Origin of the sequence: Demequina iriomotensis, from assembly GCF_000971395.1 — a bacterium.
GTDB lineage: Bacteria > Actinomycetota > Actinomycetes > Actinomycetales > Demequinaceae > Demequina > Demequina iriomotensis.
Genome location: NZ_BBME01000016.1, coordinates 1 through 25,194 on the forward strand (window position 1 = coordinate 1; position 25,194 = coordinate 25,194).

26 protein-coding genes are annotated in these 25,194 nt (G+C 72.7%); 8 read left to right on the forward strand and 18 right to left on the reverse strand.

Annotation, left to right across the window (positions count from 1 at the left end):
* Positions 1-112: 112 nt before the first annotated feature.
* The 3 genes from dusB to AOM09_RS10795 all read right to left on the reverse strand — a co-directional run bounded on the left by dusB (position 113) and on the right by AOM09_RS10795 (position 4,174).
* Positions 113-1,285: a tRNA dihydrouridine synthase DusB gene (dusB, locus tag AOM09_RS10785; RefSeq protein WP_062388144.1), complete on the reverse strand. Its 1,173-nt coding sequence runs from the start codon at positions 1,283-1,285 to the stop codon at positions 113-115.
* 286 nt (positions 1,286-1,571) lie between these two features.
* Entirely contained in the window at positions 1,572-2,786 is a 1,215-nt protein-coding gene (locus tag AOM09_RS10790) for a YibE/F family protein (RefSeq protein ID WP_062388147.1), read from the reverse strand.
* A gap of 2 nt (positions 2,787-2,788) precedes the next feature.
* On the reverse strand, positions 2,789-4,174 hold the full coding sequence (locus AOM09_RS10795) for a glycine--tRNA ligase (protein ID WP_062388150.1): 1,386 nt from the start codon (positions 4,172-4,174) through the stop codon (positions 2,789-2,791).
* A 215-nt stretch (positions 4,175-4,389) separates the two neighbouring features.
* Here AOM09_RS10795 and AOM09_RS10800 point away from each other — a divergent pair, with 215 nt between their 5' ends.
* Genes AOM09_RS10800 through AOM09_RS10820 form a run of 5 tightly spaced genes read left to right on the forward strand, consistent with a single transcriptional unit; the run spans position 4,390 to position 7,927 of the window.
* Entirely contained in the window at positions 4,390-5,322 is a 933-nt protein-coding gene (locus AOM09_RS10800) for a metal ABC transporter substrate-binding protein (RefSeq protein ID WP_156162339.1), read from the forward strand.
* Entirely contained in the window at positions 5,315-6,142 is an 828-nt protein-coding gene (locus tag AOM09_RS10805) for a metal ABC transporter ATP-binding protein (protein ID WP_228375125.1), read from the forward strand. The genes AOM09_RS10800 and AOM09_RS10805 overlap by 8 nt, the downstream gene beginning before the upstream one ends.
* The gene (locus AOM09_RS10810) at positions 6,139-6,975 is read left to right on the forward strand and encodes a metal ABC transporter permease (RefSeq protein WP_369346099.1); all 837 of its coding nucleotides are present in this window, start codon (positions 6,139-6,141) and stop codon (positions 6,973-6,975) included. The genes AOM09_RS10805 and AOM09_RS10810 overlap by 4 nt, the downstream gene beginning before the upstream one ends.
* Positions 6,972-7,385 carry a Fur family transcriptional regulator gene (locus tag AOM09_RS10815; protein WP_062388156.1) on the forward strand — a complete coding sequence of 138 codons (414 nt, stop codon included), beginning with the start codon at positions 6,972-6,974 and terminating at the stop codon, positions 7,383-7,385. Before AOM09_RS10810 ends, AOM09_RS10815 begins: the two co-directional genes overlap by 4 nt.
* Complete coding sequence (locus AOM09_RS10820; protein WP_062388158.1) at positions 7,385-7,927, forward strand: DedA family protein; 543 nt, start codon at positions 7,385-7,387, stop codon at positions 7,925-7,927. Before AOM09_RS10815 ends, AOM09_RS10820 begins: the two co-directional genes overlap by 1 nt.
* 3 nt (positions 7,928-7,930) lie before the next feature.
* On the opposite strand, the gene AOM09_RS10825 is transcribed toward AOM09_RS10820, so the two are convergent.
* Genes AOM09_RS10825 through AOM09_RS10835 form a run of 3 tightly spaced genes read right to left on the reverse strand, consistent with a single transcriptional unit; the run spans position 7,931 to position 10,161 of the window.
* Positions 7,931-8,689, reverse strand: a complete 759-nt coding sequence (locus tag AOM09_RS10825) for an isoprenyl transferase (protein ID WP_439644978.1) — start codon at positions 8,687-8,689, stop codon at positions 7,931-7,933.
* A gap of 46 nt (positions 8,690-8,735) precedes the next feature.
* On the reverse strand, positions 8,736-9,467 hold the full coding sequence (gene recO / locus AOM09_RS10830; protein WP_062388164.1) for a DNA repair protein RecO: 732 nt from the start codon (positions 9,465-9,467) through the stop codon (positions 8,736-8,738).
* A gap of 19 nt (positions 9,468-9,486) precedes the next feature.
* Complete coding sequence (locus tag AOM09_RS10835; RefSeq protein WP_267127881.1) at positions 9,487-10,161, reverse strand: TetR/AcrR family transcriptional regulator; 675 nt, start codon at positions 10,159-10,161, stop codon at positions 9,487-9,489.
* Positions 10,162-10,260: 99 nt separating this feature from the next.
* Here AOM09_RS10835 and AOM09_RS10840 point away from each other — a divergent pair, with 99 nt between their 5' ends.
* Positions 10,261-11,268, forward strand: a complete 1,008-nt coding sequence (locus AOM09_RS10840; RefSeq protein ID WP_228375126.1) for an NAD(P)-dependent alcohol dehydrogenase — start codon at positions 10,261-10,263, stop codon at positions 11,266-11,268.
* A 25-nt stretch (positions 11,269-11,293) separates the two neighbouring features.
* Here the strand turns inward: AOM09_RS10840 and AOM09_RS10845 are convergent, their stop codons facing one another.
* The 10 genes from AOM09_RS10845 to hrcA all read right to left on the reverse strand — a co-directional run bounded on the left by AOM09_RS10845 (position 11,294) and on the right by hrcA (position 20,807).
* Positions 11,294-11,809 (reverse strand): hypothetical protein, encoded by a 516-nt coding sequence (locus tag AOM09_RS10845; protein WP_156162340.1) that lies wholly within the window; start codon positions 11,807-11,809, stop codon positions 11,294-11,296.
* An 11-nt stretch (positions 11,810-11,820) separates the two neighbouring features.
* Positions 11,821-13,560, reverse strand: a complete 1,740-nt coding sequence (leuA, locus tag AOM09_RS10850) for a 2-isopropylmalate synthase (protein ID WP_062388169.1) — start codon at positions 13,558-13,560, stop codon at positions 11,821-11,823.
* 292 nt (positions 13,561-13,852) lie between these two features.
* On the reverse strand, positions 13,853-14,752 hold the full coding sequence (gene era / locus AOM09_RS10855) for a GTPase Era (protein ID WP_062388172.1): 900 nt from the start codon (positions 14,750-14,752) through the stop codon (positions 13,853-13,855).
* Positions 14,745-16,055, reverse strand: coding sequence for a hemolysin family protein (locus AOM09_RS10860; RefSeq protein WP_062388175.1), 1,311 nt, complete (start codon positions 16,053-16,055; stop codon positions 14,745-14,747). Before AOM09_RS10860 ends, era begins: the two co-directional genes overlap by 8 nt.
* Entirely contained in the window at positions 16,052-16,501 is a 450-nt protein-coding gene (ybeY, locus tag AOM09_RS10865; protein WP_062388177.1) for an rRNA maturation RNase YbeY, read from the reverse strand. The genes AOM09_RS10860 and ybeY overlap by 4 nt, the downstream gene beginning before the upstream one ends.
* Positions 16,498-17,523, reverse strand: coding sequence for a PhoH family protein (locus tag AOM09_RS10870; protein ID WP_082099099.1), 1,026 nt, complete (start codon positions 17,521-17,523; stop codon positions 16,498-16,500). Before AOM09_RS10870 ends, ybeY begins: the two co-directional genes overlap by 4 nt.
* Positions 17,524-17,561: 38 nt before the next feature.
* Positions 17,562-17,903: an HIT domain-containing protein gene (locus AOM09_RS10875; protein ID WP_062388183.1), complete on the reverse strand. Its 342-nt coding sequence runs from the start codon at positions 17,901-17,903 to the stop codon at positions 17,562-17,564.
* A gap of 4 nt (positions 17,904-17,907) precedes the next feature.
* Positions 17,908-18,663 (reverse strand): 16S rRNA (uracil(1498)-N(3))-methyltransferase, encoded by a 756-nt coding sequence (locus tag AOM09_RS10880; RefSeq protein WP_062388195.1) that lies wholly within the window; start codon positions 18,661-18,663, stop codon positions 17,908-17,910.
* Positions 18,660-19,799 (reverse strand): molecular chaperone DnaJ, encoded by a 1,140-nt coding sequence (dnaJ, locus tag AOM09_RS10885; RefSeq protein ID WP_062388198.1) that lies wholly within the window; start codon positions 19,797-19,799, stop codon positions 18,660-18,662. Before dnaJ ends, AOM09_RS10880 begins: the two co-directional genes overlap by 4 nt.
* Complete coding sequence (gene hrcA / locus AOM09_RS10890) at positions 19,800-20,807, reverse strand: heat-inducible transcriptional repressor HrcA (RefSeq protein WP_062388199.1); 1,008 nt, start codon at positions 20,805-20,807, stop codon at positions 19,800-19,802. It lies immediately after the preceding gene.
* Between the two features lie 188 nt (positions 20,808-20,995).
* Between hrcA and AOM09_RS10895 the strand changes: the two genes are divergently transcribed.
* Positions 20,996-21,361: a DUF4870 domain-containing protein gene (locus tag AOM09_RS10895; protein ID WP_062388203.1), complete on the forward strand. Its 366-nt coding sequence runs from the start codon at positions 20,996-20,998 to the stop codon at positions 21,359-21,361.
* 82 nt (positions 21,362-21,443) lie between these two features.
* A complete protein-coding gene (locus tag AOM09_RS10900; RefSeq protein WP_062388206.1) occupies positions 21,444-21,941 on the forward strand; it encodes a DUF4870 domain-containing protein in 498 nt (165 codons plus the stop codon).
* Here the strand turns inward: AOM09_RS10900 and AOM09_RS10905 are convergent.
* Both AOM09_RS10905 and hemW read right to left on the reverse strand, forming a co-directional pair.
* Positions 21,922-23,895 (reverse strand): acyltransferase family protein, encoded by a 1,974-nt coding sequence (locus AOM09_RS10905; protein WP_369346104.1) that lies wholly within the window; start codon positions 23,893-23,895, stop codon positions 21,922-21,924. The genes AOM09_RS10900 and AOM09_RS10905 overlap by 20 nt on opposite strands.
* Before the next feature lie 101 nt (positions 23,896-23,996).
* On the reverse strand, positions 23,997-25,175 hold the full coding sequence (gene hemW, locus AOM09_RS10910) for a radical SAM family heme chaperone HemW (protein ID WP_062388213.1): 1,179 nt from the start codon (positions 25,173-25,175) through the stop codon (positions 23,997-23,999).
* Positions 25,176-25,194: the final 19 nt, after the last annotated feature.

The following is a 25,194-nucleotide window of genomic DNA, read 5'->3' on the forward strand; positions in this document are numbered from 1 at the left end:
GCCGGTGAGGCCGCGGGGTCAGATGGGCCGGGCCGGGCTGGACCGGACGGGACCGGGTGTCGAGGCGCCCGGGTGTCGAGGTGCCCGGGTACCCGGGCAGCTGGAGCGCTCCTCAGCCGCCCGAGACGCTCAGCTCGGCCTCTCGCAGGCGCAGCTCGAGGTCCGGCGTGATGTCCTGCGTGTCGAGCCAGCCCTCGGGGCACGCCGGCACGCGGGCCGAGCCCTGACGACCGCGCGGCCCCTCCGCCTCGTCACCGGGATACGGCGAGTCGAGGTCGAGCGTGTCGAGGATCTCGCGCAGCTCGGCGAGGGTCGAGACCAGCCCGAGCGACCGGCGGACCTCCCCGCCCACCGGATAGCCCTTGAGGTACCAGGACATGTGCTTGCGGATCTCGCGCATGGCCTTGTCCTCGTCGTCGCCGAAGTGGCCGACCATGAGCTCGCCGTGACGGTAGATCGCCGCCGCCACCTCGCGCAGGCCTGGCTGCACGCGCTCGGGGCGGCCCTCGAAGGCGGCCTGCAGGTCGGCGAACAGCCACGGCCGCCCCATGCAGCCGCGCCCGACCACCACGCCGTCGCAGCCGGTCTGCTCGACCATGCGGACGGCATCCTCGGCCTGCCAGATGTCGCCGTTGCCGAGCACCGGCACCGTGGTCACGGTCTCCTTGAGGCGTGCGATCGCCTCCCAGTCGGCGGTGCCCGAGTAGTACTCGGCCGCCGTGCGCGCATGCAGCGCGACCGCTGCGGCGCCCTCGCGCTCGGCGGTGCGGCCCGCGTCGAGGTAGGTGAGGTGGTCGTCGTCGACGCCCTTGCGCATCTTCACGGTGACCGGGATGTCGAACCTCGAGGCCTCGCGCACGGCGGACCGCACGATGTCACGGAACAGGTCACGCTTCCACGGCAGCACCGCTCCCCCGCCCTTGCGGGTGACCTTCGGCACCGGACAGCCGAAGTTCATGTCGATGTGGTCCGCGCGGTCCTCCTCGCAGATCATCCTCACGGCCGCGCCGATGGTCGCCGGGTCGACGCCGTACACCTGGACCGAACGCGGTGTCTCGTCCGGGTCGTGCGCGATGATCCGCAGCGACTCGGGGGTCCGCTCGACGAGCGCGCGCGACGTCACCATCTCGGCGACGTAGAGGCCGCCGCCGTGCTCGCGGCACAGGCGGCGGAAGGCGGCGTTCGTGATGCCGGCCATCGGCGCGAGGATCACCGGGGTGTCCACCTCGAGCGGGCCGATGCGCAACGGCGGGAGCAGGCGCGTGGTCGGGGTCATGGCGTCCATTGTCTCAGGCCACGCACGGGACCCCGCCAAGGCACCGACGGACCCGGGAGCCGAGCCGCCTGACGGCGGGCGCACTCGCGCCCGGGCCGCTGAGGGAAAGCCCGGGCGCGAGGCGCCGCGGCGCAGCGACCAGGCGCGCAGCCGCGACGTGCAATGAGGGACGGTGGCATTCGCCTGTGTCCCCCAGAGGATGCGATCCCTTCACATCCCCGAATGCCCGCCACGACAAGGTTGGGGCCATGGTGCGCGGCGCGTCAAGAGGAATAGGGCAATTCAGTGGAAAACATCACGATTCGGTCACATGCGAGTCCGTCGCGGCCGGTTCCGCCGTGTTGCCAGAACCCCCGACAGAACCCTGATGGTCGGCATCGTCCTCGACCGCCTCGCCGCTGAGGCCGACGATGAGCGCGCCGATGCCGGTGGTGAGCGGCACCGCCAGGACCAGGCCGATCGACCCAACCAGGGTCCGCACCACCTCGCCCGCAAGCTCGGAGGACGTGATCGCGCCGGTCACCGGGTCGTCGTACGCGGCGATCAGCATGATGAGCGGGAGCGAGGCGCCCACGTACGCGAAGGCGATCGTGTAGACGGTCGAGGCGATGTGGTCGCGGCCGATGCGCATGCCGCGCGAGAACAGCTGCCACGCCCCCAGGTCCGGGCGCGCCTTGCCCAGCTCCCACACGGCGGAGGCCTGCGTGATGGTGACGTCGTTAAGGACGCCGAGGCCCGCGATCATGAGGCCGCACAGCGCGAGCCCGTGCAGCGGGATCTCGCCGTCGAGGAAGGCGAGGTTGATCTCCGCCTCGGACGGCACGCCCGGGATCTGCGCCGCATGCACGGCCCACGTGCCCAGGATCGCGGTGAACAGCAGCCCCGCGATGGTGCCGAGGTAGGCGGTGGTGGTGCGCGCGTTGAACCCGTGCGCGATGTACAGCAGCACCGCGAGCGCCCCCGCCGAGGTCACCATGCCCACCAGCGGAGGATTCGCGCCGTCGAACAGCGCCGGCACGGTGTAGAACGCGATGATCCCGAACGCCGCCATGAGGCCCAGGAGCGCCCCGATGCCGCGCCACCAGGCGACCGCGAGCACCAGCACCACGTAGACGATCAGCAGCGCGAGGATGGGCGACGCGCGCTCGAAGTCCGAGAAGACGAGCGTGCCGTCGTCGAGCTCGACCACGCGGAGCCGGTCCCCGGGCTGCAGCTCGAGCGTGGGCACGCCCGTGGGCGCCATCTCGCGCTCGCCCTCCTCACCCTCGGTGGTGATGTCGACCGTGGTGGCCCCGGAGTCGGGATCCGTCGAGACGACGGTCGCGTCGAGCCGCTGCGCACCCTCGTACAGGAGGCTCTGGGAGCCGAGCGACTCCCATGAGCTGGGCCATGTGAGGGCCGCGCCCACCGCGACCGCGCCGAGCACCCCCAGCACCAGCGCCCACAGCAGGCGAGTCGTCGCAGCGCTCGCCCGCGGCGGGCGCTCGGAGTGCGAGTGCCCGGCCCCCATCGTCAGGCCCCGATGAGCCGCTGCGCGAGGTAGCCGCTCACCTGCGACAGCGCGACGCGCTCCTGCTGCATGGTGTCGCGGTCACGGATGGTGACGGCCTGGTCGTCGAGCGTGTCGAAGTCGATGGTGATGCAGTACGGCGTGCCGACCTCGTCCTGGCGGCGGTAGCGCTTGCCGATCGACTGCGTGACGTCGACGTCGATGTTCCACGCGCCGCGCAGCTCCTTGGCGAGCGACTCGGCGGTCGGGACCAGGTCCGCGGACTTCGACAGCGGCAGCACCGCGGCCTTGACCGGCGCGAGGCGGTGGTCCAGGCGCAGCACGGTGCGGGTCTCGGTGCCGCCCTTCGCGGTCGGCACCTCCTCCTCGGTGTACGCCTCGACCAGGAAGGCCATGAGCGAGCGCGAGAGCCCGGCCGCCGGCTCGATCACGTACGGCACGAAGCGCTCGTTGGTCGCGGGGTCGAGGTACGAGAGGTCCTTGCCCGAGTGCTTCGCGTGCGTCGACAGGTCGAAGTCGGTGCGGTTGGCGATGCCCTCGAGCTCGCCCCACTCCGAGCCCTGGAAGCCGAAGCGGTACTCGATGTCCGTGGTGCCCTTGGAGTAGTGCGAGAGCTTCTCCTGCGGGTGCGCGTAGAGGCGCAGGTTGCCCTCGGAGATGCCGAGGTCCGTGTACCAGGCCTGACGGGTCTCGATCCAGTGCTGGTGCCACTCCTCGTCGGTGCCGGGCGCCACGAAGAACTCCATCTCCATCTGCTCGAACTCGCGCGTGCGGAAGATGAAGTTGCCGGGCGTGATCTCGTTGCGGAAGGACTTGCCCACCTGCGCGATGCCGAACGGGGGCTTCTGGCGCGCGGTGCGCATGACGTTCTCGAAGTTGATGAAGATGCCCTGCGCGGTCTCGGGGCGAAGATAATGCAGCCCGGACTCGTCCGACGCGGCGCCGAGGTAGGTGCGCAGCAGCCCGTTGAACATCTTGGGCTCGGTCCACTGGCCGCGGCTGCCGCACGCGGCGCACGCGATCTCGGCGAGGCCGCCCTCGGGCGCGCGACCCTTCTTCTCCTCGAACTCCTCGAGCAGGTGGTCCTCGCGGTAGCGCTTGTGGCAGCTGAGGCACTCGACCAGCGGGTCCACGAACGCGGCGATGTGGCCCGAGGCCTCCCACACCTGCGGCGGCAGGATCACGGAGGAGTCGAGGCCCACGATGTCGTCGCGCGACGTGACCATCGCGCGCCACCACTGGCGCTTGATGTTCTCCTTGAGCTCGACGCCGAGCGGCCCGTAGTCCCACGCGGAGCGCGTGCCTCCGTAGATCTCGCCGCACGGGAACACGAAGCCGCGGCGCTTCGCGAGCGAGATGGCGTTGTCGAGACGGCTGGGTGCGGCCACGTGGTGCTCCTAGTGCAAGGGGGTCGGAATCGCTCGCGACAGTCTAGCGGCGCGCCGCACCGGGGACGATGCGCGACGCCAGGGGCGGCGCACGTCGGACGATGCGCGGCGCCGGGTCGGCCGCCTGGCGCAGCGCCGAAGCCACGGCGCGCATCGTCCCCGCCGGGACCAAGGTCTTATTGCTAATGATTCTCAATTGCAGTACCGTGATGCCCATGAAGACCGCACCCCCGCTCATCGCCGCCGCCGCGGCCTCCACGCTCCTGCTCGCCGGCTGCTCCGCGTCCGGCGCGGACACCGAGGGCTCCGGCTCGGCCACGGACGCCGCCCTCACGGTCGCGACCGCCTTCTACCCGCTTCAGTTCGTGGCCAAGCAGGTGGGCGGCGACCTGGTCGAGGTCACCTCGATGACGCCCGCGGGCGTCGAGCCGCACGATGTCGAGCTCTCCCCCGCGACCGTCCGCCAGCTGGGCACCTCGGACCTCGCGCTCTACCTGGCGGACTTCCAGCCCGCGGTCGACGATGCGATCGCGTCCACAGGCGTCGAGTCGCTCGACGCCGCCACCACGGTCGAGCTCCACGCGGCCGAGGAGCACGCCGACGAGGAGGGCGAGGACGACGACCACGGTCACGGCTCCGAGGACCCCCACTTCTGGCTCGACCCCGACCTTCTGGCCCACTTCGGCGACGCCGTGGGCGAGGCTTTCGCCGCCGCCGACCCCGACAACGCGGCGACCTACACCGCGAACGCCGAGGCGCTGCACGCGTCGCTCGAGGACCTCGACGCCGAGTTCGCGGCGGGGCTCGCGCAGTGCGAGCGCGACACCATCGTCACCGGCCACGAGGCCTTCAGCTACCTCGCGGAGGCCTACGGCCTCCACCAGGAGGGCATCGCCGGGCTCGACCCCGAGAGCGAGCCCTCGCCCGCCCGCATCCTCGAGATCAAGGACATCATCGCCGAGACCGGCGCCACCACCATCTTCACCGAGGACGCCGTGAGCGCCTCCGTCGCCGAGGCGCTCGCCACGGACGTCGGGGTCGAGACCACGGTCCTCAGCCCCGTGGAGACCGTCGCGGACGGCGACGACTACATTGGCGTCATGACCAGGAACCTCTCCGTGCTGGAGGATGCGCTCGGCTGTGAGTGACCCGTCCTCCACCCCGGACGTCCCGAGCCCGCTGGTCGAGGCGAGGGACGTCCGCGTCGCGCTCCAGGGCACCGAGATCCTCCACGGCGTCTCGATGACGGCGCGCCCCGGCGAGGTGGTCGCCCTCCTGGGCGGCAACGGCTCCGGCAAGTCCACCTTCGTGCGCTCCGTCGTCGGCGCGGTCCCCACCACGGGCGGCTCCATCGACCTGTTCGGCGCCCCCGCCTCCCCTCAGTCGCGCGCGCGCCTCGGCTACGTGCCTCAACGCATCACCGCGGCGGGCGGCGTCTCGGCGACCGCGATCGAGGTGGTGACCTCGGGGCTGCTCGGCAGCCGCGAGCGCGATGGCCGGGTCGGCTCGCGCCTGCGCGGCCTGGTCCCGCCGCGCGACGCCCGGGCCCGCGCCCGCGCCGCGCTCGACTCCATGGGCGTCGAGGACCTCGCCAAGCGCGACGTCTCGCGCCTCTCGGGCGGTCAGCAGCAGCGCGTGCTCATCGCGCGCGCGCTCGTGCGCCACCCGCGGCTGCTCATCCTCGACGAGCCGATGGCCGGCGTCGACCTGCAGTCGCAGGTCGCGTTCGCCCACACGCTCGGCCACCTCAAGGAGGAGGGCGTCGGCATCGTCGTCGTCCTCCATGAGCTCGGCGCCCTCGCGCGCCACATCGACCGCGCCGTGGTGCTCGAACAGGGCTGCGTGACGTACGACGGCGTCCCGCCCAAGGACCTCGGCGTCCACGCCCTCCCCGGCCACGACCACGAGCACCCCCACACGGACCCGGCGCCGCGCGACGGCTCCTCGCTGGGATTGGAGGGACCGTGAGCCTGCTCGCAGAACCGCTCATCCAGCGGATGCTCATCGTCGGCGTGCTGGTCGGCATGGCCGCGCCCGTGATGGGCACCTACCTGGTCCAGCGCAGGATGGCGCTGCTCGGCGACGGCATCGGCCACGTCGCGCTCGCCGGCGTCGCCGCAGGCTGGCTCGCCGGCGCCGCCTTCGACCTCGCCCAGCAGGACGCCCTGGCCATCCCCGGCGCCGTGGTCTTCGCGATCATCGGCGCCGTCGTGATCGAGCGCATGCGCTCGCGCGGCACCGCCGCGGACATCGTCATGGCCATCCTCTTCTACGGCGGCATCGCCTCCGGCGTGCTGCTCATCGGCCTCGCGGGCGGCTCGAACGCGAACCTGCTCGGGTACCTCTTCGGCTCGATCTCGACCGTGACCTGGGGCGACGTGTGGATGAGCGTCGGCCTGGCCGCCCTCATCCTCGTGGTGGGGCTCGGGCTGCGCGCCGCGCTGTTCTCCGTCACCCATGACCAGGAGTTCGCGCGCTCGACCGGGCTGCCGGTGGACGCCCTCAACATGGTGGTCGCGGTGCTCGCCGCCGTCACCATCACCGTCGCGATGCGGGTGGTGGGCGTGCTCCTGGTGAGCGCCCTCATGATCGTGCCCGTCGCGATCGCGCAGCAGCTCACCCGCTCCTTCTCCCGCACCATGCACCTCGCGATGGGCATCGGCGCCGTGCTCACCCTCACCGGCATCTGGATCACCGTGTTCCAGGACATCCAGCCGGGCTCGCTCATCGTGGTCCTCGGCGTCGCGCTCTACGTGGTGGTCGCCGTGGTCACCTCGCTGCTCAAGAGGGTGCGCCGATGACCCCGAGCGCGCCCGTGCCCCGCATGACCCGCCAGCGCCGCGAGATCCTCGACGCGCTCGACACGCGCGACTTCCGCTCCGCCCAGGCGTGGCACGAGCGCCTGCGCTCCGAGGGCTCGACGGTCGGGCTCGCGACCGTCTACCGCGGCCTGCAGTCCCTCGCCGAGCAGGGCGAGGTCGACGCCGTGGTCGCCGAGTCCGGCGAGACGCTCTACCGGCGTTGCGAGGCCGGCGACGAGCACCACCACCACCTCCGCTGCCGCATCTGCGGCCGGGCCGTCGAGATCGACGTCCCGGAGTTCGAGGCGTTCGCGCACCGCATCGCGTCCGAGCACGACTACGGCGACATCCGCCACACCATCGAGCTCACGGGCATCTGCCCGCAGTGCCGGGCTGCGAGCGAGCGCTGATGCCCGGCATCCCCGACGTCGTGTCCGACGGGCCGTGGTGGTGGCTCTTCGCGGCGCTCGTCGTGATCGTCTTCGTCCGTACCCAGGCGACCTACTGGCTCGCGCGGTGGGCGCGCGCCGGGGCCGATGCGGTCGCCGACCGCGCGGAGGCGCAGCACAGCAGGCGCGCCCGGATCGCGCGCCGCTTCTCCGGGCCCACGATGACCAAGGCGCAGGCCTTCACCGAGCGCTGGGGCTGGATCGCCATCCCGCTGTCGTTCCTCACGCTGGGCATCCAGTCCCTCGTCAACGGCGGCGCGGGCTACGCGCGGATGCACTGGGGGCGGTACACCCTCGCGATGATCCCCGGCTGCCTGCTGTGGGCCGCCGCCTACGAGGTGGTCGGATACTCGGCCTTCAAGGCGTTCACCATGTCGCCGTGGGCGCTCGGCGGCAGCGTGGTGCTCGTCGCCCTGGCGGTCGCGTTGCTGCTGCGCCGCCGCCGGCGGGAACCCGCCGCGCAGGCGCCCGCCACCGCATCGTCCCCCGCCGAGCGCGCCTGACCGCTACGCCGCCCCGAAGCGGCGGTTGCGCCGCGCGTACTCCTCGATCGCGGCCCACAGGTGCGTGCGGTCGACGTCGGGCCACAGCACGTCGCTGAAGACGTACTCGGAGTAGGCCGCCTGCCACGGCAGGAAGTTGCTCGACCGCTGCTCGCCGCTGGACCGCCAGAACAGGTCCACGTCGGGCATGTCGGGCTCGTCGAGGTGGGCGGCGAGGGTCTTCTCCGACACCTTCGACGGGTCCAGCTCCCCCGCCGCGACCTTCATGGCGATGGCCTTGGCCGCGTCCGCGATCTCGGCGCGCCCGCCGTAGTTCACGCACATCGTGAGCGTGAGGCCCGTGTTGTCCCGCGTGAGCTCCTCGGCCTTCTCGAGCTCCTTGATGACGGAGGTCCACAGCCGGGGCCGGCGTCCCGCCCAGCGGACGCGGACGCCCCATGCGTGCATCTCGTCGCGGCGGCGCCGGATGACGTCGCGGTTGAAGCCCATGAGGAAGCGCACCTCCTCAGGGCTGCGCTTCCAGTTCTCGGTGCTGAACGCGTACGCGCTGAGGTGGGTCACGCCGATCTCGACCGCTCCCGCCACCACGTCGAGGAGCGAGGCCTCGCCGCGCTCGTGACCCGCGGTGCGCGGCAGGCCGCGCTCCTTCGCCCAGCGGCCGTTGCCGTCCATGACGACGGCGACGTGCCGGGGCACCGCGTCCGCCGGGAGGTCGGGCGGCGTCGCGCCGGAGGCGTGCGGGAAGGGGCGGGCGTAGGTCACGCCCGTCAGCCTAACGGCGGACGATGCGCGGGCGGGGCCGTCGCCGTCAGGACCGGTCGACGTGCCCCAGGCTGCGCACCTTGCGCTCGAGGTGGAACTGCGCGTAGGCCGCGATCAGGCCCGCGGCGTCCCGCCGGTGCCGCGGATCCGAGCCGTCCGCGACGGGCCAGTTCCCCGAGAGCAGCGCCTCGAGCAGGGAGAACGTCTCCGGCGCCGGGGCGGCCGCGCCGGGCGGGCGGCATTCCTCGCACACCGCCCCTCCCCCGCCGACCACGAAGGCCCGGTGGGGTCCGGGGCGGCCGCAGCTCGCGCAGTCCGTGAAGCTCGGCTCGTAGCCGGCGAGCGCCATCGAGCGCAGCAGGAAGCTGTCGAGCATCAGCCCGGGCTCGTGCTCGCGGCGGCTGAGCGCGCCGAGCGCCCCGTGCAGCAGGCGGTACTGCTCCCACGCGGGCTCGCGCTCGTGGTCGACCAGCTTGTCGGCGGTCTCGACCATCGCGGTGGCGGCCGTGAAGAGCGCGTAGTCCTCGGCGATGCGGCGCGCGTACGGCTCCTTGGTCTCGACCTGGCTCACGATGTCGAGGTTGCGACCCTCGTACAGCTGCACGTCGACCAGCATGAACGGCTCCATGCGCGAGCCGATCCGGCTCGAGGTGCGCCGCACCCCCTTCGCGACCGCGCGCACCTTCCCGTGGCGCCGCGTCAGCAGGGTGACGATGCGGTCCGCCTCACCCAGCTTGTGGGTGCGGAGGACGATCGCGTCGTCACGGTAGAGGGGCACGCGGCCATTGTCCCGCGCGTCAGGCGCGCTCCCGCTCCACGGCGCGCGCGAGCCCGTCGAGCAGCAGGTCGAGGCCGTAGTCGAACGAGTCTCCGAAGTCGAAGTCGGGTCGCATCGCGTGCTCCATCGCGAAGCGCGTCAGCATCGGATAGGCGCCCGGATCGAAGGCCGCGGCGATCTCGCCCGCCAGCTCCGCGTCCGCGTCCCCGCGCTGCACCGTGAGGTTCGCCTCCTGCATCGCGAAGCCGTAGACGAAGCTGTCCAGCACCGCGTAGGCGTGCGCCACGAGAGGCAACGGCATCCCGGCACGGTCGAGGGTGGTCAGCACCGACTCGTGATGGGCGAGGAGCTCGGGGCCCGGGTGGCGACGGGACTCGAGCAGCGGCACGGCCCAGGGGTGGCGTGCCAGGACCTCGCGCGCGGAGCGGCAGCGCACCCGGAGGGCGTCGCGCCATTCGAGGTCCGCCGGCGGCTTCGCCATCTCGGAGAACACCACGTCCACCATGCCGTCGAGGAGCGCCTCCTTGCCCGCGACGTGGTGGTAGGTGGTCATGGGCTTGGTGCCGAGCTCGTCCGCGAGCGCGCGGATGGTGAGCGCCTCGATCCCGTCGCGGTCGGCCAGTCCCATCGCAGCGTCCAGGATCCGTGCGCGCGAAAGCCGCGGCCTGCGAACGTCTTGCCTGGTATCTGACACTTCGGCCTCCAACCCTTGCGATTCGTACTAAGTACGTCTAGCGTCGATCGTATCAACTCGTACTAAGTACGAACTACCTCGACACGAAGGAGCAGGACCATGACCGCGACCGTCCCCACCCGCACCAGCACCATGCGGGCCGCCGTCCAGCGCCGCTACGCCGGACCCGAGGAGATCCACGTCGAGACGGTCGAGGCGCCCACGCCCGGCCCGGGCGAGGTCCTCATCGAGGTCCGCGCCGCCGGCGTCGACCGCGGCGTCTGGCACCTCATGACCGGCCGCCCGCTCGTCATGCGCGCGATGGGCTTCGGGCTGCGCCGCCCGCGCCAGCCCATCGCGGGCGAGGACGTCGCCGGAGTCGTCGTCGGCATCGGCGCGGGCGTCACGGGCTTCTCGCTCGGCGACGAGGTCCTCGGTGCCGCGAAGGGCTCCTACGCTCAGCACGCGGTCGCCAAGGAGGACAAGCTCGTGCGCAAGCCCTCGTCCCTGAGCTTCGAGGAGGCTGCCGTCCTGCCCGTCTCCGGCGTCACCGCCCTGCGGGCCGTCGAGCGCGCCGGGATCTCGACGGGCCAGCGCGTGCTCGTGCTCGGCGCCTCGGGCGGGGTCGGCTCGTACGCCGTCCAGCTCGCCGTCGCGACGGGCGCGCGCGTCACCGGCGTCGCGAGCGCCGCCAAGGCCGAGCTGGTGCGCTCGCTCGGCGCCGAGGACGTCATCGACTACCGCACCACGGACGTCACCTCGCTCGACCTCGAGTTCGACGCGATCCTCGACATCGGCGGCCTCACCCCCCTGCGCCGCCTGCGCAAGGTCCTCTCCCCGACCGGCACCCTCGTGATCGTCGGCGGTGAGGGTGGCGACGCGCTCACCGGAGGCGTCGGCCGTCAGCTGGTCGCGGGGCTCGTGTCGCTCTTCACGCGACAGACCCTCGCCAGCTTCGTCGCGCTCACCGCGGCGGAGCCGCTCGAGGTGCTGGTGGCGCGCATCGTCGCCGGCGACATCCGCCCCGCGCTCACCCGCACCTACCCGCTCGCGGAGGCCGGCACAGCCATCGTCGACCTCGCCGCCGGCCGGATCGCCGGCAAGGCGGCGGTCGTCGTCGGGGGCTGACCGGCCGCCGCGCCGCGCGCGAGGCTCAGAGGTCGCCGGTCTCCGCGGCCGCCGGCTCGCTGAACACCAGCACCTCGACGTCGGCGCCCGCGAGCGCCTCCGCGACCTCGTCCTCGGTGGGCTCGTCCGAGATCCCGCCGACCACGCCCGCGGGATCCGCGAGCGCAACCACGGCGGACACGATGGACCCGTCCTCGAGGTCGCCGACGAGCACCGCGCGGCACGCGCTCGCCTCCGCGTCCGTCACCGTGTCGTCCCAGCACAGCGCGCCCGTGACGTCCTCGGCGTCGGGGTTCGCCGCGAGCACCAGGTCCAGGACGGCGTCCGCGGCGTCGACGAAGCCGTCCTCCGGGGCGCCGGTCCAGCACGCGAGGACGGCGTCGGGCTGATCGGCGACGATCCCCGCCATCTGCTCCGTGTCCTCGCACGGGGTCGAGGCGAGGCCCAGCCCGGAGAGGTCCGGAAGCTCGGTGTCCGGGGTCGACGCGCCGCACGCGGCGAGCGCCGCCGCCGCCAGGACGGCGGCGGCGAGCCCGCGCATCGTGCGCATCGTCATCGGCCCGCGCGGTTGACCGCCGAGATGATGGCCTTGAGCGTCGCCGTGGTGATCGACGGGTCGATGCCCACGCCCCACAGGATCTGGTCGCCGATCTGGCACTCGACGTACGCGGCCGCGACCGCGTCGCCGCCCCCGCTCATCGCGTGCTCGTGGTAGTCGAGGACCTCGACGCGGACCCCGCGGGTGCCGAGCGCCGCGACGAACGCCGCGACCGGGCCGTTGCCCGAGCCCTCGACGGTGCGCGTCTCTCCCCCGTCCGTGATGTCGGCGGCCAGCGTGTCGGGGCCAGCGTCCGAGGACGTCGCGCGCGTGCCCAGCAGCGAGAAGCGGCCCCACTGGAGCTCGGGGTCGGTCGCGGGCAGGTACTCGTCCTGGAAGATGTGCCACAGCGTGTCCGCGGTCATCTCGACGCCCGTGGCGTCGGCCTCGCGCTGGACCACGCGGGAGAACTCGATCTGGAGGCGGCGCGGCAGGTCGAGATTGCGCTCCGTCTTGAGCAGGTACGCGACGCCGCCCTTGCCGGACTGCGAGTTCACGCGGATGACGGCCTCGTACGAGCGCCCGACGTCCCTGGGGTCGATCGGCAGGTACGGCACCGCCCACTGCAGATCGTCGACCGTCACGCCCTGGCGCGCGGCCTTCGCGTCCATCGCCTCGAGGCCCTTCTTGATCGCGTCCTGGTGCGAGCCGGAGAACGCGGTGAAGACCAGGTCGCCGCCCCACGGATGACGCGGGTGCACGTCGATCTGGTTGCAGTACTCCACGGTGCGACGGATCGCGTCGATGTCCGAGAAGTCGATCTCCGGGTCGATGCCCTGGCTGAAGAGGTTCATCCCCAGCGTCACCAGGTCGACGTTGCCGGTGCGCTCGCCGTTGCCGAACAGGCAGCCCTCGATGCGGTCCGCGCCGGCCATGTAGCCGAGCTCGGCGGCCGCGATGGCCGTGCCGCGGTCGTTGTGCGGGTGCAGGCTCAGCACCACGCTGTCGCGGTAGTCGAGGTGGCGGTTCATCCACTCGATCGAGTCGGCGTAGACGTTGGGCGTCGCCATCTCGACCGTGGCGGGCAGGTTGATGATCACCTTGCGGTCGGGCGTGGGCTTCCACACGTCGAGCACCGCGTTGCACACGCGCACCGCGTAGGCCAGCTCCGTGCCCGTGTAGGACTCGGGGCTGTACTCGTAGAACACGCGCGTGTCCGGGATGGTCTCCTCGAACTTCTGGCACAGCATCGCGCCGTGGGTCGCGATGTCGAGGATCTGGTCCTCGTCGGCGCGGAAGACCACCTCGCGCTGGAGGATGCTCGTGGAGTTGTAGAGGTGGACGATCGCCTGCTTGGCGCCGCGCAGCGACTCGTACGTGCGCTCGATGAGGTGCTCGCGCGCCTGGGTCAGGACCTGGATGGTGACGTCCTCGGGGATGCGATCCTCCTCGATCAGCATCCTTACGAAGTCGAAGTCGGTCTGGCTCGCGCTCGGGAAGCCGACCTCGATCTCCTTGTAGCCCATCGTCACCAGCAGCTCGAACATGCGCAGCTTGCGCTCCGAGTTCATCGGCTCGATGAGGGCCTGGTTGCCGTCGCGCAGGTCGACCGCGCACCAGCGCGGTGCCTTCTCGATGCGCGCGCCCGGCCAGGTGCGGTCCGGCAGGTCCACCTGGATCTGCTCGTGGAAGGGGGCGTACTTGCGGATGGGCATGGGCGACGCCGTCTGCGCGCCGCCGGTGTAGTGGCTCATGGGGGTTCCTTGCTGCTTCTCGGTCTGCATCTCAGTCTGGTCCGGCCGGCAGGCGGAAGGCCGCGACGAGGGACCGACCTGGGCTAGGCCTCGTCGCGGCACATAAGCAGCGAGCGTGCACGCATGCGACCACCATAGCCCACGCGCCGCATCGTCCCCGCGCCGCATGGTCCCCGCCCCGCTCGCACAAGTCACGGATCCGCGGCGCCACGATCCGCGGCACCCGCACGAATCCCGATCCGAGGCGCCCGAGATCCGTGACTTGGTGCATCGGGCGCGGGGTGGGGAGCGGTCAGAACCCGAGCCGCCCCAGCTGCTTCGGGTCGCGCTGCCAGTCCTTCGCGACCTTCACGTGGAGGTCGAGGTAGACCTTCCGCCCCAGCAGGTGCTCGATCCCCGCACGCGCGGTCGCCCCGACCTCCTTGAGGCGCGAGCCCGCCTTGCCGATGATGATGCCCTTCTGCGAGTCCCGCTCCACGAACACGTGCGCGCGGATCTCGAGCACCGGCCGGTGCGCGTCCTCGCTGTCGGGTTCGACCATCTCCTCGATCACGACGGCGATCGAGTGCGGGAGCTCGTCGCGCACGCCCTCGAGCGCCGCCTCGCGGATGAGCTCCGCGATGCGGACGTCCTCGGGCTCGTCCGTGAGGTGACCCTCCGGGTAGAGCGCCGGCCCCTCGGGCAGCCGCCCGGCGAGCACGTCGACCAGCGTGTCGATCTGGATGTCCTTGACCGAGCTCACGGGCACGATGTCCGCCCAGTCCCCGAGCTGCGACACGTCGAGCAGATGCTCGGCGACGCGCTCGCGGGGCACCTTGTCGACCTTGGTGACGATCGCGACCACCGGCGCGCGCGTCTCCGCGAGCTCGCGCGCGATCCACTTGTCGCCCGGGCCCACCTTCTCGTCCGCCGGCAGGCAGAACCCGATGACGTCGACCTCGAACAGCGTCTCGCGGACCAGGTCGTTGAGACGCTCGCCCAGCAGGGTCCGGGGACGATGCAGCCCGGGCGTGTCGACGATGACCAGCTGGGCGTCGTCCCGGGTGACGATGCCGCGGATCGCGCGACGCGTGGTCTGCGGCCGCGAGGACATGATCGCGACCTTCTCCCCCACGAGGGCGTTCATCAGCGTCGACTTGCCCGCGTTCGGGCGTCCCACGAACGCCACGAAGCCCGACCGGTGCTCACTCATCGTCGTCATCCTTCCGTCCGCGCCTGCGCGGCACGGTCTCGTTCTCGCCGGTGCCCGCCTCGGGCTCCGGCGCACGCGTCGCGATCACGGACACCAGCCTGCGCCTGCGCCCCTCGGCGCGCTCGGCGAGCAGCTCGATGCCGTGGGCCGTGGCCTGCGATCCGGCGATGGGCACCTTGCCCAGCGCCTTCGCGAGCAGTCCCGCGACCGTCTCCACGTCCTCGTCGTCGATCTCGACGTCGAACAGCTCCGCGAGCTCGTCGAGCCCGCAGCGCGCCGGGATGCGGAAGCGCCCGTCTCCCAGGTCCTCGATCTCGGGCGCCGTCGCATCGTGCTCGTCGACCATCTCGCCCACGATCTCCTCGAGCGCGTCCTCGATGGTGACCAGACCGGCGACGCCGCCGAACTCGTCGACCACCACGCCCATGTGGAACACCTCGTCCTGCATGCGCCGCAGCAGATCGTCCACCGGGAGCGACTCGGGCACGAACTCGGGATCGCGCACCAGCGCGTCCACGGGCTCCTCGAGGCGAGCGGGGTGGTCCCACGTCCAGCGGACCACGTCCTTGAGGTAGAGCACGCCCACGATGTCGTCGACGCCGTCGCGGATCACCGGCACGCGCGAGAAGCCCGAGCGCATGAACAGCACCATCGCCTTGCGCGCCGGCGTGCCCGACTGGAGCGTGATCATGTCGGTGCGCGGCACCATCACCTCGCGGGTGAGCGTGTCGCCGAGGCTGACCACCGAGCGCAGCAGCTCGGCGTCCTCCTCCTCGAGCGCGTCGGTCGCCTGCTCGACCAGGTCCTCGGGCTCCGCCAGCTCGCGGATGCGCAGCGGCGGCACCACGGCGCGGATCGGCGTGGTGAGCCGCACCAGGCCCCACGCGAGCGGCGCGAGCGCGCGCACCGCGGCCTCCGGGGCGCGGCGCGCGGCGGCCCGAGGCCAGGCCCGCACCACGACGAGCGAGAAGAAGCCCGCCACCGCCCACGCGAGCAGCAGCGACAGCTCGGTCTCCCAGCCCGCCGCCTCCCCGATCACGAGCGCGAGCGCCGTCCACGCGACCAGGGCGACGGCCTCGAGCACCGCGTACGCCACCGAGGCGGCGTTGTCCGCGTGGTCGGGAAGCGCCGCGAGCCGGGCGGCGCGGGTGGGCCGGCCGTCCGGTCGCAGCTGCGCCGCGATCCGCCGCTCGTCGGCGTACGGGATCTGCTCGAACGCGGCGACCAGCGCGTGGAGGGCCGCGGACCCCGCGAGCCCCGCCGCGAGGACGACGACCAGCAGGGTGATCGCGGTCGACGTCATCGGTTCGCGAGGAACGTCAGCAGGAGGTTGCGCTGCAGCGCGAACATCTCCTTCTCCTCCTCGGGCTCGACGTGGTCGTAGCCGAGCAGGTGGAGGATGCCGTGCGTGGTGAGCAGCAGCATCTCCTCCTCCGCGGAGTGCCCCGCCGTCGCGGCCTGACGCGCCGCCACCGACGGGCACACCACGATGTCGCCGAGCAGCCCCGCCGGGGTCGGCTCGTCGGGCGTGCCAGGGCGCAGCTCGTCCATCGGGAAGCTCAGCACGTCCGTGGGGCCCGGCTCGTCCATCCACTGGAGGTGGAGCTGCTCCATCGCGTCCTCGTCGACGAACATGATCGCCAGCTCGGCGCCGTCCGCGACGTGCATCTGCCCCAGCACGTAGCGCGCGAGCTCGGCGAACTCGACCTCGTCGACCGTCGCGTCCGTCTCGTTGTTGACCTCGATCATCGCTGCTCCCCCCGCTCGAAGCGGCGCTTCTGGCCGGTCGGGCGCGGCGCGCGCCCCGACTCGTTCTCGTCGTTGACGGCGTACGCCGTGATGATGTCGCTCACCAGGCGGTGGCGCACCACATCGTCCGCGTTCAGGTGGCAGAACGCGATGTCCTCGACCCCGGACAGGATCTCCGAGGCCGCGCGCAGGCCCGAGCGGGTGCCGCCGGGCAGGTCGACCTGGGTGACGTCGCCCGTCACCACCATGGTGGTGCCGAAGCCCAGACGCGTGAGGAACATCTTCATCTGCTCGCGCGTGGTGTTCTGCGCCTCGTCGAGGATGACGAACGCGTCGTTGAGCGTGCGCCCGCGCATGTACGCGAGCGGCGCCACCTCGATGGTCCCGGCCTCCATGAGGCGCGGGATCGACTCGGGGTCCACCATGTCGTGCAGCGCGTCGTACAGCGGCCGCAGGTAGGGGTCGATCTTCTCGCTGAGCGAGCCGGGCAGGAAGCCGAGCCGCTCGCCCGCCTCGACGGCCGGGCGCGTGAGGACGATGCGGTTGACGCGCTTCGACTGCAGCGCCGCCACCGCCTGGGCCATGGCGAGGTACGTCTTGCCCGTGCCGGCGGGCCCGATGCCGAAGGTGATGGTGTGCGACTCGATCGCGTGGACGTACGCGGCCTGCCCCTGCGTCTTGGGGCGGATGGTGCGCCCGCGCGTCGACAGGATCGAGCGGCTCAGGACGCCCGCGGGCCGCTCCGCGGTCGCGGTGGACGATGCGCCCGCGGCCCCGTCCGCACGCCCGCCGCCGCCCGTGGCACGCAGCATCCGCACCGACTCGCGCGCGACGTCGGGCGTGAGCGGCACGCCCGCGCCCAGCACGTCGCGCAGCTCCTCGACGGCGCCCGCGGCGGCCGCGACGTCGTCCTCGTCGCCGGTGAGGGTGATGCGGTTGCCGCGCACCATGATGTCGACCGCGGGGAAGGCGCGCTCGACCTCGCGGAGCACGCCGTCGCCCGAGCCCAGCAGGTCGGGCATGCGCGCCGCGTCGTCGACCACGACCACCCGGGTGACGCTCACGCGTCCCACCCGAGGCTGCCGCCGTTCATCACGTGCCCGTGCACGTGGAAGACCGTCTGCCCCGCCGAGGGCCCCGTGTTGAAGATCCAGCGGAACTCGCCGTCGCACTCGGCGTCCGCGACCTGCTGGGCCACCGTCGCCATCTCCGCGAGGATCTCGGGGATCTCACGCGCGGCCGCGGCGACGTTCGGGACGTGCACCTTGGGGGCGACGAGGACGTGCACCGACGCCTTGGGCGCGATGTCGCGGAACGCGATCACGTTCTCGGTCTCGAGAACCTTCTGCGCGGGGATGTCGCCGGCGACGATCATGCAGAAGATGCAGTTCGTGGAGGTCATCCCTCTAGCGTAGTGACCAGTGGCCACGCAGTGCGCCGAGCGCGGCGAGCGCCGCGGGGCCGGCGGACGAGGCGCGCAGGACGTGCGGCCCCAGCACCACGGCGACGGCGCCGGCGGCGGCGAGCGCCTCGACCTCGGCGTCCGAGATCCCGCCCTCGGGCCCGACGACGATCCATACGGGCTGATCGGCGTCCTCCCATGCCAGGCCGGCGAGCGGCACCGCCGCGTCCTCGTGCAGGACCAGCACCCGCGCGCCGGCGGCGACCGCGTCGCGCACGCGCGCCGCGAGCTGCCTGGTGGTCACCGCATCGTCCACCGCGGGCACCCGCGCGCGCCTGCTCTGCTTCGCGGCCGCGAGCGCGAGCGACGCCCATTTCTCGACGCCCTTCGCGGCCTTGGGGCCGCGCCACTGGACGATCGCCCGGTCGGAGGACCACGGGACGATGCGCGTCGCGCCGAGCTCGACGGCCGCCTCCACCGCCTGCTCGTCCCGCCCGCCCTTGGCGAGCGCCTGGACCAGCGTGACCTCGGGATCCCGGTCGTGACCCACCGCCTCGACGCGGATCTCCATCCACCGGTCGCCGGTCGCGATCAGCACGCCGCTCGCGCGGGCGCCTGCGCCGTCGACCACGTCGACGCGCTCGCCCACCTGGCGCCGCTGCACCGTGACGGCGTGGCGCGCCTCGTCCCCGTCGACGCGGAGCGTGCCCCCCACGGCTGCCTCGGCCGCCGCGGGGTCGACGAAGACGGGCGCGGTCACCGCTCGCGGCCCAGGAACGCGTCCTTGAGCCGCGAGAACACGCCGCCGCCGATCGGCGCGAGGCGCGCCTCGGGGGCCTCCTCGCCGCGCAGCTTCGCGAGCTGGTGGAGGAGCTCGGCCTGCTCGTCGGTGAGGTCGGTGGGCGTCACCACGTCGAGGTGCACGAAGAGGTCGCCGCGGCCCTGTCGCTGCAGGCGGCCCACGCCGAGGCCCTTGAGCCTGACGGTCGAGCCCGCGTGGGTGCCGGGGCGCACGTCGACCTCCTGGGGTCCGTCGAACGTCTCGACCGACAGCACCGTGCCGAGCGCGGCCGCCGTCATCGGCACCTCGAGCGTGCAGTGAAGGTCCGCACCGCGGCGCTCGAACACCGCATGGGCGCGCTCGCGGATCTCGATGTAGAGGTCACCCTTCTGCCCGCCCGCCACGCCGGCGTCGCCGACGCCGGTCATGCGGATGCGGGTGCCGGTCTCGACGCCCGCGGGGATGTCGACGCTCACGGTGTGACGCGAGTGGGTGCGCCCCTGCCCCGAGCAGTCGGTGCAGGGCGTGTCGATGGTCGAGCCGTAGCCGCCGCACGTGGGGCACGGCGCGGTGGTCATCACGTTGCCCAGGAGCGAACGCGCGACGCGCTGCACCGAGCCCGTGCCGTTGCACTGGCGACAGCCGTTCGGGTGCGTGCCGGGCGCGCAGCACGAGCCGTGGCACGTGCTGCACACGTCGGCGAGGTCCACCTGGATCTCGCGCGTCACGCCGAACACCGCCTCCTCGAGCGTGACCTCGGTGTGGACGAGCGTGTCGCCGCCACGCTGCGTGCGCGAGGCCGGGCCGCGCTGCTGCTGGCCGAACGGGCCGGCGCCGCCGCCGAAGAACGTCTCGAAGATGTCCTCGAAGCCGAAGCCCTGCGCGCCTCCCGCGCCGCCCGACGCCGAGCGCGGGTCCACGCCGCGGTCGTACTGCGCGCGCTTGTCGGCGTTGCCCAGCACGTCGTAGGCCGCGGCGACCTCCTTGAAGCGCTCCTCGCCCTCGGCGCCCGCGACATCCGGGTGCAGCTCGCGCGCGAGCTTGCGGTACGCCTTCTTGATCTCGGCCTCGGTCGCGTCCCGGGAGACGCCGAGCGTGCCGTAATAGTCCTTCACCTAGAGCTCCACCACTTTCGACAGATAGCGGGCGACGGCGCGCACGGCGGCCATCGTCCCTGGATAATCCATGCGTGTCGGCCCGAGCGCGCCCACCAGGGATGCCGCGTCGCGACCATAGGCCGCGGCGACGATCGACGTGCGCGACAGCGCCTCGTGATGCGTCTCGGCGCCGATGCGGACCGAGACATCGTCCCCCTCGTCCGCCATCTCGTGCAACAGCCGCAGCAGCACCACCTGCTCCTCGAGCGCGTCGAGCACCGGCGCGATCGTCGCCGCCTCGAGGCCCGAGCCGGCGCGCGCGAGGTTGGACGCGCCCGCGAAGACCACGCGCTCGACCGTGCCGCCGCGCGTCGCCGCGACCACCACATCGGCCACCGTCCCCGCCCACGGAACCTGGTCCGGCGCCTCCGCCCACAGCGTCAGCGCCGCCTCGAGCCGGGCGCCGCCGAGCCCGAGCGCGGTCGCGTTGATCTCGCGCACCGCGCGCTCGAAGGACTCGTCCGAGGTCGCCTCGCCCAGCGCGATGCTCTGCTGCTCGACCCGCGCATCGGCCGACACGACCACGACGAGCGCATGCTCGGTGCCCATGCGCACGAGCTCGACGCGGCGCACCGCGGACTCGCGCAGCGACGGGTACTGGACCACCGCGACCTGCCGCGTGAGCTGGCTGAGGAGGCGCACCGAGCGCTCCACCACGTCGTTGAGGTCGACCGCGTCTGACAGGAACGTCCCGATCGCGCGACGATGCGCGTCGGACAGCGCGCTCGCCGCGAGCTGGTCGACGAAGGACCGGTAGCCCTTGTCGGTGGGGATGCGGCCCGCCGAGGTGTACGGCTGGGCGATGAGCCCCTCCTCCTCGAGGATCGCCATGTCGTTGCGGATGGTCGCGGAGGAGACGCCGAGCGCCTGGGTCTCCGCGAGCGCCTTCGAGCCCACGGGCTCGTGGGTGGCGACGTACCCCTCCACGATCGCGTGGAGCACCGCCCGCCGACGTTCCTCGGTCACGATCCCTCCTGGCACTCGGACTCGTTGAGTGCTAATCCTATCCCGGGGGTCGGGCGCCACCCTCGGCGCGCCCTCGTCCCGTCACGGAATGCGGCCCGGAATGCGCGCGTTACGAGGGGCGTCTCGCTAGCATCGAGACGTGGGACGCGATCTGCGCGGCCCGCACCGCACCGACGAAAGGCTCCGCCATGACCGAGAACCCGACGCCCCCGGCCCCCCAGAGCGGCGAGCCCGGCGACACCGGGCTCGCGACCGTCGCCCACGCGACGGTGTTCACCGGCTTCCTCATCCCGCTCATCATCTGGCTCGTCGGCCGCGAGCGCAGCACGTTCACCGACACCGAGGGCAAGGAGGCGCTCAACTTCGGGATCCTCGTGACCCTCGGCTACGTCGCCGCCGCGGTGGTCGGCGTCCTCCCCTTCCTCGGGTTCATCGGCTACCTGCTCGACTTCGCGGTGTTCGTGGTCGCGCTCATCTTCGGCATCCAGGGCGCGATGGCGGCGAGCAAGGGCCAGTCCTACCGCTACCCGTTCTCGCTGCGCCTCGTCGCGTAGGGGGTCCACCCCGACGAAGATCAGGGCCGCGCTCCCCCTCCGGGTGGATGCGCGGCCCTGCGTCGTTTGCGAGCCTGGGGCCATGAACGAGCAGACCGCACCCCAGACCCCCGACGACGGCGCCACGGTGCCGCCGCAGCCCGACCCTCAGGCGGGACCCGCGCCGCACGCAGGACCCGCGCCGCAGGCGCCGCCGTACGCGCCGCCCGCCCCGATGCTCGAGTCCGAGGCGCGCACCATGGCGATGCTGGTCCACATCGTCGCCGCGATCGCGATGGTCCTGTCCGCGGGCACGCTCGCCTGGGCGGTGCCGCTGGTGATGTGGCTCCTCTACCGCGAGCGCAGCGCGCTGGTCGACCACCACGGCAAGGCGAACCTCAACCTGCAGCTCACGTCGATCGTGGTGTTCGTCGCGGGCATCGTCCTCGGCATCGCGACGCTCGGGATCGGTCTCATCGTCACCGTGCCCGCGATGATCGCCTACTGGGTCTACGCGCTGGTCATCTCGATCATGGCGGGCGTGCACGCCAACCGCGGCGAGTACTACCGGATCCCGTTCATCATCCCGTTCGTGCGCTGACGGCCCTCAGCAGGCCGCGCTCGACGACGCGCGCGAACACCTTCATGCCCGTCGCGTCGGGGTGGATCCCGTCCGGGCCCAGCACGGACGGGTCCTCCTCGACCGCGGCCTGCCAGTCCGCCACCACCACGTTGGCGTGACCGCGGGCCGCCTGGCGCACGGCGCGCTGCGAGCCCGCCATCCACGAGCGGTCGCCGTACGGCGTCACCAGCACCAGCGTGCGGTCCCCGACCGCGGCGACCAACCGGTCCATCTGATCCGCGGGAACCTCGCCGTTGGTCCCGAGCGCGACCACCACGTAGGGCCGCAGCCGGCCCTTGCCCTCGAGGGCCTCCACGCGATCGACGCCCTGCGAGAACTGCCGACCGACCTCGGCGTCCACCGCGACGCCCGGGAGGGCGCTCGCGAGCGCGGGCGCCGAGCCGAGCGTGACGGAGTCCCCGACCACGGTGACGTCCGAGCCGTCCGGCACGGCGGGGCGCTTCGGGGCGGCGCTCGGGACCGCGCTCGGGGAGGCGCTCGGCGACGGCGCGGACGATGCGGGGGCGGGCGGCGGAGCCGAGGGTCGCGGCGCGGAGGGGGTCACGTCGATGAGGCTCGCCGCGCGCACCGCGGCGGCGCCCGCGTCGAGCTGGACCTGCAGCGAGGTGCGCGTCGGAGCGGCGGTCAGGCCCCAGCCCGCGAGCCCCACGGCGGTCGCGCCGATGACGACGATCGCGGCGACGCGCGCCCACCGCTCTCCCCGCAGCGCGGCGCGCACCCGGCCTCCCGCGAGACGCAGCGCCCGGCGCGGGCCCATGCGTCGCATGGGAGCCTCGAGCCAGCGGTAGGAGGCGGCGGAGGCGGCGAGCGTCACCAGCACCGTGAGCACGACCGTGAGGACCGATGCGTCGCGGACCCGGCCTCCGTCGACCGCCGTCGCGACCACGATGAGCACGGGCCAGTGCCACAGGTAGATGCCGTACGAACGGTCGCCGACCCACCGCAGCGGCGCGACGTCGAGCCGTGCCCCGACCTCGGGCACCACCAGCACCATCCGGATCGCCGCGGCCGTCGCGAGCGAGGCCAGCAGCAGACCGCCGCGGTAGGCCCACGGCGAGTCCCACGGCATCGCCATCGCGATCGCGGCGAGGGCCGCGAACGCCACGGCACCGAGCGCGAGCGCGCCGGGCGCGCGCTCCCGCTTCGTGCGGCGTCCGCGCTCCCACGTCCACCAGAAGGCCAGCGCGGCGCCGATCATGAGGCCGAAGGCGTGGGTGTCGGTGCCCATGTACACGCGCGTCGGGTCGCCGTCGGCCGGCCAGAGCACGGCCATGCCGGCCGCCGAGAGCGCCGCCAGCGCCCCGGCGAGCACGGCGGCCCGGCGCGCACGGATCCCCAGCGCGAGCGCGCCGATCACCGCGAGGGGCCAGAGCACGTAGAACTGCTCCTCGACGCTGAGGGACCACAGGTTCTCGAACAGCCCGGGCATGCTCGCCTCGGCGTAGCTGCGCCCGCTCGCGACCAGCTCCCAGTTGCTGGTGAAGGTCGCCGCCGCGCCCACGTGCGCGCGCACCCCGACCAGGACGTCGCCCCACGGCGAGCCCTCCACCGGGATGCCACGTGCGGCGCCGATCGCCGCGGGCAGCGCGACCGCGGCAAGCGTCGCCGTCACCACCGCCACCAGGGCCGGCACCAGCCGACGCACGCGATGACGCCAGAACCGTGTCAGCGAGACCCGCCCGGTGCGCGCGTGCTCGCGCAGCAGGATGGTCGTGATGAGGAAGCCGGACAGCACGAAGAAGACGTCGACGCCCACGTAGCCGCCGGGAACCAGCGACGGCGCCAGGTGGTACGCCACCACGAGCAGCACCGCGACGGCGCGCAGGCCGTCGAGGCCCGCGATGCGGGTCGGGCGGGGTGCGGAGGGCCCGGAGCGGCGCGCGGCGGGGCGCGTGAGGCTGTCGGTGGTGATGGCAGTGCCGGCAGCCCGGCGGCCGCCGCTCCTTTCGAGACGTGAGCGTCAAGCGTACGCGCGCGAGGGCCCTCGTCGTGACCGGTCACGGCGTGTCGCGGCTACGTCAGGGAGCGGACCACCAGGTCGGCCAGCAGCCTGCCGCGGCGCGTGAGCCGCAGCGTGCCGCGCAGCGCCGCGGCGCCGTCGATCAGCTCGTCGGCGATGAGCCGCGACACCGCCTCGGCGCGTCCGGTCACGCTCTCCGCGGGGACGCCCTCGCGCAGCCGTAGCCGCAGCATGACCTCCTCGAGGCGCAGGTCCTCCGTCGACAGCTCCTCGCCGTCGGCCTCGGGGCTCTCCCCGGCGGCGAGGCGCGCGGCGTAGGCGCGAGGATGCTTGACGTTCCACCACCGCCGCGCGGGGACCTCGGCGCCGTCGGCGAGGTGCGGGCCCAGGTAGGAGTGCGCGCCGGGCCCCACGCCCCACCAGTCCTGGCTGCGCCAGTACGCCATGTTGTGACGGCAGCGGTCGGAGCTCTCGCGCGCCCAGTTGGAGACCTCGTACCAGGAGTAGCCGGCCTCCGCCAGCATCGCGTCGGCGAGCTCGTACATGTCCGCCTGCACGTCCGGGTCCGTGGGCGCCACCTCGCCGCGGCGCAGCTGCCCGCCCATGCGGGTGTTGGGCTCGATCACGAGCGCATAGGCGCTCACATGGTCGGGCTCGAGCGCGAGCACCGCCTCGAGGCTCGTGCGCCAGTCGGCGAGGGACTCCCCCGGCGTGCCGTAGATGAGGTCGAGGCTGACCTTGAGGCCCGCGTCCCGCGCCCACGTGACGGCGCGCTCGACGTTCGCGGGGTTGTGCGTGCGGTCGAGCGTCGCCAGCACGTGCGGGACCGCGGACTGCATCCCGAGGCTCACGCGGGTGAAGCCCGCGCGTGCGAGCGCGTGGAGCGACTCGCGCGTCACCGAGTCGGGGTTCGCCTCGGTGGTGACCTCCGCATCGGCGCTGAGTCCCCACGTCCCCCGCACCCCGTCGAGCAGCGCGATCAGCGCCGACGAGTCGAGCATCGTGGGCGTGCCCCCGCCGAAGAACACCGTGCGCACCGCGCGCGCGTCGCCGCGCATCGTCCCCCGCGCGAACGCCATCTCCTGGAGGGCCGCGTCGACGTAGCCCTCGCGGGTCGCGCCCTCGACCTCGCCGGGGGCGTACGTGTTGAAGTCGCAGTAGCCACACCGCACGGAGCAGAACGGGACGTGGACGTAGACTCCCAGATCCCTCGCGACAGCACTCATGGCCATAACGCCATCATGCCTGGTG